Origin of the sequence: Weizmannia sp. CD-2023 (genome assembly GCF_036225245.1) — a bacterium.
In the GTDB taxonomy this organism is placed as follows: domain Bacteria; phylum Bacillota; class Bacilli; order Bacillales; family Bacillaceae_C; genus Weizmannia; species Weizmannia faecalis.
The window spans coordinates 26,210-39,692 of the sequence record NZ_JARTJQ010000023.1 but is presented as its reverse complement, the minus strand read 5'-3'; the positions used below and the strand labels follow the sequence as shown (position 1 = coordinate 39,692).

10 protein-coding genes and 1 riboswitch are annotated in these 13,483 nt (G+C 46.9%); of the genes, 5 read left to right on the top strand and 5 right to left on the bottom strand.

Going from position 1 to position 13,483, the window contains the following annotated elements; all coding sequences use genetic code 11:
- Positions 1–303: 303 nt before the first annotated feature.
- On the top strand, positions 304–1,554 hold the full coding sequence (locus tag P9687_RS02785) for a dicarboxylate/amino acid:cation symporter (protein WP_026684239.1): 1,251 nt from the start codon (positions 304–306) through the stop codon (positions 1,552–1,554).
- 189 nt (positions 1,555–1,743) lie between these two features.
- Here P9687_RS02785 and P9687_RS02780 read toward each other — a convergent pair whose 3' ends face one another.
- From P9687_RS02780 to P9687_RS02770, 3 genes are all read right to left on the bottom strand, one after another.
- Positions 1,744–3,726: a beta-glucoside-specific PTS transporter subunit IIABC gene (locus P9687_RS02780; protein WP_104851652.1), complete on the bottom strand. Its 1,983-nt coding sequence runs from the start codon at positions 3,724–3,726 to the stop codon at positions 1,744–1,746.
- Between the two features lie 416 nt (positions 3,727–4,142).
- Complete coding sequence (gene glcT, locus P9687_RS02775; protein ID WP_035183309.1) at positions 4,143–4,988, bottom strand: glucose PTS transporter transcription antiterminator GlcT; 846 nt, start codon at positions 4,986–4,988, stop codon at positions 4,143–4,145.
- Between the two features lie 115 nt (positions 4,989–5,103).
- The gene (locus P9687_RS02770) at positions 5,104–6,432 is read right to left on the bottom strand and encodes an NCS2 family permease (RefSeq protein ID WP_014096891.1); all 1,329 of its coding nucleotides are present in this window, start codon (positions 6,430–6,432) and stop codon (positions 5,104–5,106) included.
- Positions 6,433–6,563: 131 nt separating this feature from the next.
- Positions 6,564–6,665, bottom strand: a riboswitch (purine riboswitch).
- A 259-nt stretch (positions 6,666–6,924) separates the two neighbouring features.
- Between P9687_RS02770 and P9687_RS02765 the strand changes: the two genes are divergently transcribed.
- Positions 6,925–7,365, top strand: coding sequence for a hypothetical protein (locus P9687_RS02765; protein ID WP_168985742.1), 441 nt, complete (start codon positions 6,925–6,927; stop codon positions 7,363–7,365).
- Between the two features lie 140 nt (positions 7,366–7,505).
- On the opposite strand, the gene P9687_RS02760 is transcribed toward P9687_RS02765, so the two are convergent.
- Complete coding sequence (locus P9687_RS02760) at positions 7,506–9,218, bottom strand: ABC transporter ATP-binding protein (RefSeq protein WP_035183306.1); 1,713 nt, start codon at positions 9,216–9,218, stop codon at positions 7,506–7,508.
- A gap of 21 nt (positions 9,219–9,239) precedes the next feature.
- A complete protein-coding gene (locus tag P9687_RS02755) occupies positions 9,240–10,457 on the bottom strand; it encodes an MFS transporter (RefSeq protein WP_071452158.1) in 1,218 nt (405 codons plus the stop codon).
- Positions 10,458–10,684: 227 nt separating this feature from the next.
- On the opposite strand from P9687_RS02755, the gene P9687_RS02750 reads away from it, so the two are divergent.
- The 3 genes from P9687_RS02750 (at position 10,685) to P9687_RS02740 (ending at position 13,483) form a co-directional block, all read left to right on the top strand.
- Positions 10,685–11,341 (top strand): response regulator transcription factor, encoded by a 657-nt coding sequence (locus tag P9687_RS02750; RefSeq protein ID WP_328228458.1) that lies wholly within the window; start codon positions 10,685–10,687, stop codon positions 11,339–11,341.
- Entirely contained in the window at positions 11,326–12,429 is a 1,104-nt protein-coding gene (locus P9687_RS02745) for a sensor histidine kinase (protein WP_026684246.1), read from the top strand. Before P9687_RS02750 ends, P9687_RS02745 begins: the two co-directional genes overlap by 16 nt.
- Before the next feature lie 118 nt (positions 12,430–12,547).
- Entirely contained in the window at positions 12,548–13,483 is a 936-nt protein-coding gene (locus P9687_RS02740; protein ID WP_071452159.1) for an ABC transporter ATP-binding protein, read from the top strand.

The window sequence follows — 13,483 nt, the reverse complement described above, 5'->3', positions numbered from 1 at the left end:
GCTGTTCTTAACAGCGACTTAATTATTATATCAAAATATCAATTCGCTGTCAACATCTTTTTTATCAGACTCCCAATATTTATCAGTTCCTGTCGAGTCAGCTTTATTATCATACCATCCGTGTTATCCTAAGTCAATATAAATTGGCATGAAATTTTTTCCAAACCCAATCCATCAAATTACCAACAAAAAGACCGACACACGGGGATCTTTTGGGCAAAATCAAATTGACTTCTTTTTGTTATCAGTGGAAAATGAAAACGTGTAGGAGCGATGCATTTTCCGATTAAGGAGAGGTTGATTTTGAAAACATTTTTTCGCAATTACAAATCCACTGCCATATTGTTGGCTGCCATCATCATTGGCGGCATTGCGGGCGTGGTTGCAGGCTCAAAAGCAGAAGTTGTAAAGCCATTCGGGGATTTATTTTTAAATTTAATGTTTACGGTTATTATTCCGCTTGTCTTTTTCAGCATTTCTTCTGCCATCGCAAATATGGCCGGTCTTGGCCGTTTGGGCAAAATTTTAGGAAGCATCATTCTTGTATTTCTTGGCACTTCCCTCTTGGCAGCCATCATTGGTTTTGGCGGCACTTTCATCATCAAGCCGCTTGCGCATACAGATACAACCGCCATAGAACAAATGATGGCAAAAGCTGACGGCAGCCGGCAAAATAGTACTCATCCGTCTTTTCTCGAACAACTTGTTCAAACGTTCACAGTGCCTGATTTTCCAAATTTATTTACCAAAACGAATATGCTTCAACTGATTGTTTTTTCTGTTCTGTTCGGCCTGGCTACCACATTGGCCGGGGAGAAAGGAAAGCCGGTTGCTGCTTTTTTGGCATCAGGAACAGCCGTCATGATGAAATTTGTTAAAATCATCATGTATTATGCGCCAATCGGGCTCGGGTGTTACTTCGCTTCCATTATCGGCACACTCGGCCCGCAAATTTTGGAAGGATATGCACGTTCGTTTGGTTTATACCTGATCTTAACGGTCATTTATTTTTTCGGCTTTTTTACCTTATATGCCTTTATGGCCGGGGGGACGGAGGGCATCAAGGTGTTTTGGAAAAATGCGGTCCCCCCTTCTGTTACGGCCATTGCGACCTGTTCAAGTGCTGCCTGCATTCCGATTAATTTGGAAACCGTTCAAAAAATGCATGTGCCTTCCGACATCGCAGAAACAGTGATTCCTTTAGGTGCGAACACGCATAAGGACGGCTCTGTGTTTGGCGGCGTGCTGAAAATCGTTTTTTTGTTCACCTTGTTCGGAAAAGATTTGACAAGCCTGCCCCATATGCTGGCAGTCATTGCCGTTGCATTTCTTGTTGGCGCGGTAATGGGGGCGATCCCGAGCGGCGGTATGATCGGGGAGATGCTGATTTTAAGCGTTTTTGGATTCCCGCCGGAGTCGCTGCCGATTATTGCAGTAATCAGTACGATTATTGATGTCCCGGCCACACTTTTAAACTCAACCGGAAACACGGTAAGCGCCATGCTCGTTTCCCGGCTCGTAGAAGGAAAACATTGGCTCAGCCGCACGCAGTAAAAGAAAGAACAAGGCAGCCCGCTTCTCAGGCGGAAGCCGTGGCGGCCGGAGAAGGAGCCGGATTTCCGCCGGTTTCTTAAAAGAAACGCTGTTTCAGAAAAAGCATGACGGAAATGGAAAAGCCGCCGGGAAAAATGATTTTCCCGGCGGCTTTCTTGTTTAAAAAGGGGCAGCCCCTTGCCCGTAAAATTAGTTTGTTTTCACAGCTGTTTCCTGTTTTTTATACAGATTCAGCAAAGCTTCGTCCGCATATGTTTCGTCGACTGCGGCTTGTTCAACTGCATCATATGCCATCGTGTTGGTTACGATCACCATCGTTGTCGTGTCATAGCCGGCTTCTTTGATTTTTTCCGGGTCAAAGGTGCCGAGTACATCACCCTTCCTGATGCGGTCCCCGGCTTTTACATTGGATTGGAAATGTTCCCCGTTTAAGTTGACGGTATCAATGCCGACGTGGATCAATACTTCTGCCCCGCGGTCGGATTGCAAGCCGTATGCATGGCCGGTCGGAAAAGCAACAGATACTTGTCCGTCAAATGGAGCGACCACTTTTCCTTCTTCCGGCACAACGCCAACCCCTTTTCCCATCGCTTCCGAGCTGAAGACCGGATCATTTACAGAGGTTAACGGAACAACGCGGCCTTTTACCGGATTGTAGACAATTTCGTTCAGCTCCATGCCGGCTGTATCCACTTTTGGCAGTTCTTTTTGTTCCGCTTCCATTTTGCTTTCCACAGCTGCCGTTTTCTTTTCCGTCAGGCTTTTCTTGCCCATTTGTACGTTTGCGAGCATTTTTTCATTGTTTTCTTCATTAAAACCGAAGATCAATACAAGTACGAACGCAATCGCCCATGCGGCAACACCCGCAACAGCTTCCATGGCAACGCTTGAACCTTTGCCGATAAACAGCGGAAGTTCAAAGAAATTCATAATCGGCGTGTACTGAAAAGCTTTTACACCGGCAAAACCAGCAATAGCGCCGCCGATCGCACTGCCGGCCAAACCGAAAATAAAACCTTTTTTGTATTTCAAGTTGATGCCGTATATCGCCGGCTCTGTAATGCCGAAGAAGTTACTGATTGCAGCGGAAACGGCGATTTCCCTGTTTTTCGATTTTTTTGCTTTAAAAATCGCACCTGTCACTGCCCCGAACTGTCCGAAGACGGCAACAAACATCATCGAAAGCAGCGTATCATAACCATAGTTTTGAATGTTAATCAGTGAGATCGGCAAAATCCCCCAGTGCAGCCCAAAGACGACAAACACCTGGAATAACCCGGCCAGAATAAATCCGGCAACAGCAGGACTTAAGCTGTACAAGTATTGATAGCCGTAAGCAAGTCCCATGCCGATCGCATTGCCTAATGGGCCGATGACGATAAAAGTGAGGGCGCCGGCAACAAGCAATGTGAAAAACGGCACAAATACAAGCTGGGCAACAGCCGGTAAATGTTTTTTAAACCATCTTTCAATATAACTCATCATCCAAATGGCCAAAATGGTCGGGATCACTGCACCGCCGTACTGTTTAAAGTTGATGGCGTACCCGGCAATGTGGCCGATTTTTGGAATCGTGCTGTCTGTCAGCGGGTAAATCATCGCTGCAGCAAGAGCAACAGAGATAAACCGGTTTGTGTTAAACTTATCCGCCGCCGTAATCGCAATAAAGATCGGCAGCAATGTAAACACACCGGTTGCAAGCGCGTCCAGGATGCTGTACCAGACGGATGATTCAGACACGATATGGGTGTTTGCCAAAAGGATGGCAACGCCTTTTAAAACGCCAGCACCAGCCAGGACGGAGATAAACGGCGTAAAAATACCGGAAAGCACTGCCACAAAGCGGTCGAAAATATTGCCTTTTTCTTCGCTTTCTTCTGCAGCCGCATCGTTTTCAGCCCCCGCATCGGAAGCCGTAAAATGATACTGGTCCATAATGGCGTTATAAACAGGAACGACTTCATCCCCGATCACGACTTGGTACTGTCCGCCTGCATTCACCGCCGTCAGTACATTTGGTAAGCCTTCCAGCACTTCTTTGTTTGCCTTGCCTGTATCTTTTAACCGGAAGCGCAAACGGGTGGCACAGTGCACAAGCGACTTTACATTATCAGGCCCTCCGACATTTGCCACAATATCGCGGGCAAGCTGTGAGTAATCTTTCTTTGCCATGCAAAATCCTCCTCAAATCATGATGGTTTCCGGAAACAGACGTGCAGCAATTCCCCAGGAAAATAAAAAGGCATGAGGAAAAAGCGGGAAGACTGTGGCGGCTGCCACTCCCGGCATCTTTTTCACTCATGCCTGATCGAATCAGTAACACGTTATGATAACTATTGATTATTTTTTTATGGAACCCGTTTCAGACGCATGCTGCCAGAAAAACGGCTTTCTGCATCGTATACCGGTTTTTTACTGTTTGCTGCATCATTCACAATTTCCACGACAAATTATAGCACCACAGGTTTCCTGTTTCAAGAAAAAAATTAAAAAAGCATTCTACATCCCGGCATGAAAAATTACGGTGTTTTGGCATGTATCAGCCTTTCATCACGCATGCCATGTATGCCCGCAATCAGGATGGCGTTTCATGATTCCAATTTGGTTTGAATCCGCTGCAGATGCATCGTCAGGTAAACGGCTTCTGCCTCGTACACCGGTTTTTGCAATGCTTGCTGCATGATTTTGATCAATTTCCACGACAGATTATAACACCGCGGGTATTCCTGTTGCAGAAAATGATTCAATTTCTCGGGCTCCTCCACTTTTTCCCCCGTCAGCACGCGGTCAATCGTATAGCGCAAATGGCGGACAAGGCGCATGTAATGAATACTGTCTTTGTCAAAAGTCATTTTAAATTCATGCTCAACCGTGGAAATGAGCTGCCCGATCAGATGGGAATGCCGGCTTAATTCGGAAAGTTGCTTATCCGTTACGGCACTGTGGATGTGCAAGGCAATAAACCCGGCTTCCCCTTCCGGCAAATAGACGTCCGTTGCTTCATTGATATAATCCACTACTTCGCAGGCAATTTCGTATTCGCGCGGATAGAGAATTTTCGTTTCGGCAACGAACGGATTTTTGACAGCCAGCCCTTTCCGGATCCGGTCGATCGCAAAAGCAATATGGTCTGTCAAGGCAACATGGATATGTTCATTTAAAGGAGAATCCGCCCGGCTGCGGATCATTTCAATCGCCGAAATGACCACTTCAAGGGTTTGATTATCAATAGAAGGAATCAGCTTCATATACTGTTCCTGTTCTGTTTCGTTTTTCAGCACAAACATTTTTTCAGCGGATGCCTGCGGGATGGGCTCCCCTTTTTTTCGGTTAAAACCAATCCCCTTTCCAATCAACACCGTTTCTTCATAGCGGGGGTGGGAGGCAACAAGTACATTATTGTTTAAAACTTTTTTAACGATAAAAGCTTCCATTTCAATCCCCCTCGGCTATAGTACAATATGATTAGTTTAAATGAAATGCGCCGGTTTTTCAATTTCAAGCGCCATAAAAAAACTTGCAGAGCGCGCTCTGCAAGTTTTTTGGGCACTATTTTAAGAAAATAAAATACAGTAAGAAGACGACAAAGAAGAAATACATGACCGGATGGATTTCTTTGATTCTTCCTTTTACAATCATCGTAATCGGATAAAAGATGAAACCAATGGCAATCCCGGTTGCGATGCTATAAGTGAGCGGCATGGCAATCAATGTAAGGAAAGCCGGTACGGCAATTTCGAATTTATCCCATTCAATATGACGCAAGTTCGATACCATCAGCACGCCGACAATGATGAGCGCCGGTGCTGTGACGTTGGTAGTAATGACTGATAAAAGCGGGAAGAAAAAGATCGATAAAATAAAGAAACAGGCCGTAACAAGAGAAGCAAAACCGGTTCTTGCCCCTGCGGCAACCCCTGACGAAGACTCGACAAAGGAAGTTGTCGTCGAAGTCCCGAGCACAGCCCCAATAATGGTCGCAATGGAATCTGACACAAGTGCCCGTCCTGCATTCGGCAGTTTGTTGTCTTTCATGAGCCCTGCCTGGTTTGCAACCGCCACAAGCGTTCCGGCATTATCAAAAAAGTCGACAAAGAAAAACGTTAAAATAGCACCAATCATTTGCGCCGACCAGAAAGAGGAGTCCCCGAATGAACTGAACAGCGCGCCGAACGTCGGACTTAAACTTGGAACCGAACTGACAACTTGATGCGGCACCTTCAACAATCCAAAAATCATCCCGACAATACTTGTAAGAATAATGCCGTAAAAAACGGAACCTTTTATCCCTCTTGTCATCAGAATAACGGTGACCACAAGCCCGAAAATGGAAAGCAGAACAGGCCCTTTTGACAAATCCCCCAAGGCGACAAACGTTGCATCATCCCCGACAATAATGCCGGCATCTTTCAGCCCGATAAACGTGATGAACAGGCCGATGCCTGCACCGATCGCGTGTTTTAACTGGATCGGAATGGCGTTGATCAATTTTTCGCGGATGCCCGTCAGTGTGAGCAGAAAGAAGAAAACGCCGGAAATAAAGACAGCGGCGAGTGCGTGCTGCCAAGGAATTTTGTAGCTCAGGACGACTGTATAAGCAAAAAAGGCATTCAATCCCATGCCAGGAGCAAGCGCGAGTGGATATTTCCCAAAAAGGCCCATCACAATTGAACCGATCGCGGAAGCAATGGCGGTGGCCACAAATACAGCCCCCTGGTCCATATGCATGGAAGCCGGAAGTCCCTTTACGCTGGCAAGCGACAATGTCAGCGGATTTACGGCCAAAATATAGGCCATAGCCAAAAAGGTTGTCAGTCCGCCAATAAATTCCTGGCGGTAACTTGTTCCGATTTTTTCAAACTCAAAATAGTTCTTCATGTTGCCTTATCCCTCCTGTGGAATTTCCAAATTCGCCATAACAGAAAAACGTTCCGAACGTAAACGCCCGAAACGCCAGACTTAAGGAATGAGGAGGGGCAAAGGTTGCTATTTTTATACGATTGCCCTCAGACTCTATCTCATTACCTCGTAGTCAAGCTATTTACGGCAGCTTGGTAGAAACGTTCAGGCCATATCCCTGAATATATACGATGGTATTGCATATTGAATTGACAAGATTGATTGTAACGGGAAAGTGAAAAGAAGTCAATAGAAAACACGAACATTTTCCTCTTGCTGAAGGTTAATATTCGTTCGTTTGTGGGCCGCCATTTTGTTAAAAATAAAATTTTTGGGCTGGCAGAGAACCGATTTTTCATTTATCCGCCCCCAATTCACGAAATAGAGAGCCCCATTTTTCGCTTTTCGCCAGTTGCAGGAAAGGACATCATCCCTTAGAATGAGCATATATTCGACAAAGGAGGTGGAAAAATGGCAGAAGTCACAAACGAAACGCTGCTTACGGCCATCAAAGAACTGTCCGGCGAAGTCCTTTCAATGAAGGCAGAGATGAAAGAAATGAAAGCAGACATCGCCGGGCTCAAACAGGATGTTGCCGAGCTGAAGCAAGATGTTGCAGTGCTAAAACAAGATGTTGCTTCCCTGAAAAGCGAAATGGCAGAAGTAAAGCAGGATATTGCAGTGCTGAAACAGGATGTTGCAGGTTTGAAACAGGATGTCGCAGTGCTAAAACAAGATGTTGCCGAGCTGAAAAGCGAAATGGCAGAAGTAAAGCAGGATATCGCGGGCATGAAAAAAGATTTGGACAACCTCGACAACTATTATGCCAGGCTGGATGATAAAATGGATGTCTTGTTCGAAGACTTAATAAATGTCAAGACGGATATCCGCCACTTAAAAAAAGCCCGATAAGAAGCTTCCATTTTGCGCAGCGGACAGCCTGCGTTTTTTTCTTTTAAAAACCCCGCCATATACACGGAATAAACCATGCCAGCAGGCGGGGACCAACATTTTTTAAAACCACTCCGTACCAAAAGGCAGGCCCGGATCTACTATTGGTACTGGGCCTCGTGCAGTTTTGCAAAAATCCCCCCGCGGGTAAGGAGCTCATCATGGCGCCCTTGTTCGGCAATTCCATCCTTGGTGACGACAACAATCCGGTCAGCATTGCGAATCGTCGCCAGCCTGTGCGCAATGACAAGCGTTGTCCGGTCTTTTGCCAGTTCATCCAATGCCGCTTGGATTTGCCTTTCGGTTTCCGTATCAAGGGCAGACGTCGCCTCATCCAGGATTAAGATGGGCGGATTTTTCAAAAACATGCGCGCAATCGCCAGCCGCTGCTTTTGCCCGCCGGAAAGCTTAAGGCCGCGTTCGCCGATTTGCGTATCAAACCCGTCAGGCAGCGCACGGATGACCTCTTCCAAATGGGCGCGCCGGGCTGCTTCTTCAATTTCTTCATCTGTAGCATCCAATTTTCCATACGCAATGTTTTCGCGGATGGTGCCGGCAAAAAGGAAGACATCCTGCTGGACAATTCCAATCTGCGAGCGGAGCGATTTTTTCGTCATATTGCGGATATCCATTCCGTCAATGGTAATGCTGCCGCTTTCCACATCGTAAAAGCGTGGGATCAGGGAGCAAATGGTCGTTTTCCCTGCACCAGAAGGCCCAACAAATGCAACCGTCTCCCCGGCACGAATTTTGAGATTCAGCCCCTTTAACACAGGCTGGCCGCCCGGATAAGCGAAGCTGACATTGTTGAACGCGATGTTGCCGTTTAACGCCGGAACCTCGACCGCATTTTCTCTGTCCCGGACATCCGGCGTGCGGTCCAGTAATTCCGTAAACCGTTTAAAACCGGCCATCCCTTTCGGATACAGCTCCATGATCGCACTGATTTTATCAATCGGCTTGAACAGCACGTTCACATACAGCACAAAACCGACCAGCTCGCCGTATTTCAATTCCCCGCTGTATACCAGCCATGCCCCGTATACAAGGACGACAAGGACGATCAGCCGGCTCATCATATACGTGCTGGAATTGGTCAGCGCCATCGTTTTATACGCAAGCAATTTCGCCTTTCGGAACCGTTTGTTATTTTTCTGGAACTGCGTGATTTCATAATTTTCATTCGTGAATGACTGGACGACGCGGACCCCTGCAACACTATCCTCGACACGCGCATTCACTTCGGCAATCTCGCCATACATCTTGCCCCATGCCTCGTTCATTTTCATATTGCAATACGTGATGATCCAGACCAAAAACGGCACAATAATGAGGGTGACGAAAGCCAGTTTGGCATTGACCGTAAACATAATGCAAAACGCGCCGAAAAACGTCATCACGGCAATAAAAGCATCTTCCGGGCCGTGATGGGCAAGTTCGCCGATGTCAAAAAGATCGTTTGTGATCCGGCTCATGACGTGGCCGGTTTTCACATTATCAAAAAATGAAAAAGACTGCCGCTGCACGTGTACAAACAATTCTTTGCGCATATCCGTTTCAATATTGATGCCGAGCTGGTGTCCCCAGTAGGTGACGATGTACTGCAAATACGTACTAATCAAATAGAGGACCAACAGAGCAATGCTGACGCTCGTAATCGTTGCCCATTTTCCGCTTGGCAGCAGGCTGTCAATAAACCACTGGACACAAAGCGGAAAGGCCAGTTCAAAAACAGCTACAATCACCGCGCTTGTAAAATCAAGGATAAACAGCTTTTTATGCGGCAAATAATAGGAAAAAAAGCGGCGTAACATATGTCCCCTCCTGTCACAAAGTTAGTTGGAAGCATGCCGTGTGGAAACAAGCCATTTTCTCTTCGCAATCACGGCCAGCCGGATCGAAAACACAATGGCCAGCACCGTGAGCACAGCGATCATCAGCACAACCCCGTTCCATCCGAGACGGCTGTAAAACACGCCCCCGACTGTCCCGCCGATGCTTGAGCCGATATAATAAAAGAATAAATACAATCCGGACGCCTGCGCTTTATCATGGGAGGAAAGACGGCCAACCCAGCCGCTTGCGATCGAATGGCCGGCAAAAAAGCCGAATGTGAACACGGCAATGCCGAAAATTTTCAGCCATAAAGACGGAATAAGCGTAATCGAAGCCCCCAGGAGCACAATAAGGAGCGAAAGCTGTAAAATTTTCCGCCTGCCGTGCCGGTCCGCAAGCATCCCCATCCATGCCGAGCTGAATGTGCCAACGAGGTAGACGATAAAAATGAAGCCGACGACCGTCTGGCTCAGCGAATACGGCGGCGCAATCAGCTGGAATCCGATATAATTATACAGCGAAACAAAACTCCCCATTAATAAAAATCCAATCAAAAATAAATAAATCAGACCCGGTTCCGCAAGCTGGCGGACGAGACTCCCTGCCAGTTTTCCGATCTCCAATTTCCGGGCGGTAAAGTGGGAAGACGGCGGCAGCACGGCCCAAAACAGGATGCTTGCGAGCAGGCTGATCACCCCGATCGCAGCCAGCGCCACATGCCAATTGAAAAAGTCGGTCAAAGTCCCGCAGATGATCCGTCCTGCCATGCCCCCGATCGAATTTCCGCTGATATATAACCCCATCGCAAGTCCGAGGCTTGACGGCAAAATCTCTTCTCCCAAATAGGCCATGGCAACAGCCGGCAACCCGGCAAGCACAAGGCCCTGCAGTACCCGACAGAGAATCAGCAAATGATAAGTCGGGGCAAAAGCGGTCAAGATGCAAAGAGCAGACGAAGCAATCAACGAAAAAGACATCACGGATTTTCGCCCGAACACTTCCGACAACGATCCGGCAATCAGCATGCTCACCGAGAGCGTCACGGTGGTAGAAGACAGGCTCAAACTCGACATTGTCGGTGACAGGTGAAACTGCTCCGCAATATCCGGCAAAAGCGGCTGCATCCCCCAAAGAATCGCAAACGTATTGAACCCCCCGGCAAATAGCGCAAGATTTGCCAGGCGGAATTCCCTTGTCCCTTGCTCGATGTATTTCATTTTCTGTACAAACCCCTTTGCTGCAAATTCCAAAAATTCCGTACCATACTATCTATCATACCCTTTTTTTCTTTCTGTTCCAATCAATCCAATCCACACGCCCGCATCGCAAAGAATGCTCCCACAAAGCAGAAAGAACAAAATGGAAAGATAAAAAACAGAATGTATGCCAGGTGCAATTCAGCTATAATGAAAAGAAGAAAAGGCGGAGCCGGAGGGGAAAGAGGATGGAGAAAATTAAAATTGTGATTGCCGATGACAACTCTTTTATACGCGAGGGGTTAAAAATCATTTTATCGTCATATGAAGAGTTTGAAGTCATGGCAACGGTCGGAAACGGCAAGGAAGCGGCAGCATATTGCCGGAATCAGTCGGTTGACATTGCCCTTTTGGATGTGCGGATGCCGGAGATGAACGGCGTTGAAGCTGCGAAAATCATTGCAGCCCAAACATCTGCCAAACCTATGATCCTGACCACCTTGGACGATGACGAATATATTGTCGATGCATTAAGAAACGGGGCAAGAGGCTACTTGTTGAAAAATAATGATCCCGAAAAAATCCGTGACGCAATCAAAAGTGTCTATAACGGCAACAGCATTTTCCAGGATGCGGTTCTCGATAAAATTAAATCCAATTTAAGTGGCAGAGAACCGGAACCGAAAATAGACCTGAAAAAGTTCACGGAAAGAGAGCGTGAAATCATGTCCCTGATTGCAAAAGGCTTTTCCAATAAGGAAATTGCCAAAACCTTATACATTTCAGAAGGGACAGTCGCAAATTACATCACCTCAATTTTTGGCAAAACAGGGCTTGAGCACCGCACCCAAATTGCCGTTTATTATCTTACAGGGAAAGGGAACGAAACATGGAATCCCGGCTGATTGCGGCAAAACTGGCACTCATTGGCTGGGCCGCTTTTATGGCTATTCAGGAAGATTTGTCTCTTGCTCCCGCTGTATTCCTGCTTCTTCTCTATTTTATTGCAAATATCGCGATGTACATTTGGAATAGAAAGGCGTTGCCTGCTTTTTTTGCGGCCTGCTCCATTGGCATTGCCGGTTTCGGCGCTTTATATGTAGCTCCCCTGTTTGTCATCTTCGCGCCGCTATCCGTTTTGGAGCTCGCCGCAAAGTGGCCCGTGCCAAGATCGATACAGGCACTCATCCTGCTTGTACCCCTTTTTTATTTAAAAACCGGGACAGCCGGCCAGTACGTTTTCTCGTCAGCCTTTAGCTGGATCATTTGGGATACGGCCGTTACGTATGCAGACCGGCTGGAAAAGAAAGAACAGCAGCTTGACCGGCTGCGCGCTTCAGTCCAGAGACTCACGCGCCGCCTGAATGAAAACGAGGAATTCATCCGCCAATCCGAATACACCTACCGGCTGGAAGAACGGAACCGGATTTCGCAGGAAATTCATGACAATATCGGCCACGTGATGACCGGCGCACTCATCCAGATGGAAGCGGCAAAAAGCCTTCTGGAAAAAGATCCCACCCGCGCACGGGCGTTACTGCAAAACGCAATCACCATTACAAAAGAAGGAATTGAAAGCATCCGGCTGACGCTGAAACAAATGAAACCACCCGTTGAACAAGTCGGCATTCACCGGCTGCAGCTTGCTTTAGATACGTTTTCCGCAAGATATGAACTTGAAACGATGCTCACTTACAGCGGCAATCTCGACTGCATTACCCATGTACAATGGAAAATCATTCACGAAAATGTGAAAGAAGCGTTGACCAATGCGCGCAAATATGCCGATGCATCACAGATTGCCGTCAACATTCAAGTCCTCAATAAAATCATCAAAGCAGAAGTAAAAGACAATGGCAAAGGTGCCGCTAAAGTTAAAAAAGGGCTTGGCATTACCGGCATGGAAGAACGGGCAGCCACACTTAGAGGCCATGTCATCACCGATGGTTCGCACGGTTTTTCCGTGACCACCCTACTTCCCATTGAGCCGTGAACAGCCTCACCTGCAAAATATGAATTTTTTCATATGAAAGTCATGAACGATCCCACTTACCAGGAATCGTTCCTTTTTTTATACTAAAGACACAACGGAAGTCAGGGGGAAAGAAACCATGAACGTACTGGAAATCCGGAATTTGACGAAAAAATTCGGCGACTTTATTGCGGTTGACCGTATCTCACTGCAAGTAAAGAAAGGGGAAATTTTCGGTTTTCTCGGGGCAAACGGCGCCGGCAAAAGCACGACGATCAACATGATTGCCGGCTTGTTAAGAAGCAATGACGGGACCATTGAAATCCTCGGAAAAAACATCATGAAAAACAAACGGTTTGCGAAAATGAATCTCGGCATTGTCCCGCAAGATCTTGCCATTTACGAAGATTTAACCGCTTTTGAAAATGTCCGGTTTTTCGCCGGGCTCTACGGCCTGCGCGGCAGTGAACTGGATGCAAAAACAAGGGAAGCACTCGCTTTTGTCGGCCTTGGGGACCACCATAAAAGCACACCGGACAAGTTTTCCGGCGGGATGAAGAGGCGCCTCAATATTGCATGCGCGATCGCCCATCAGCCGAAACTGATCATCATGGATGAACCGACAGTCGGGATTGATCCGCAGTCGCGCAATTATATTTTGAATTCCGTGCGCAAACTGAATGAAATGGGCTGCACCATCATTTATACGAGTCATTACATGGAAGAAGTGGAAGAAATCTGCACAAAAATCGCGATCATTGACCACGGCAAAATCATCGCAGAAGGCTCAAAGGAACAATTGAAATCGATCATTACAGACAAAAAAGAGGTCCGGATTGAAGTGAAAACAACAGAACCGGTTGATCCCGCGGAAATCAGGAAGATAAAAGGCGTTGAAACGGTATCCGTCCAAGAAAATATCATTCGGATCCAGTCTGATGCAAGCATCAACAATTTAAATCTGATCCTTGAATTTTTAATCAGCCGGCATATTGAAATTAAGGCCCTGCAGGAAAAAGAACCGAACCTTGAAACGGTATTTTTAACTTTAACCGGCCGGAATTTAAGGGATTAG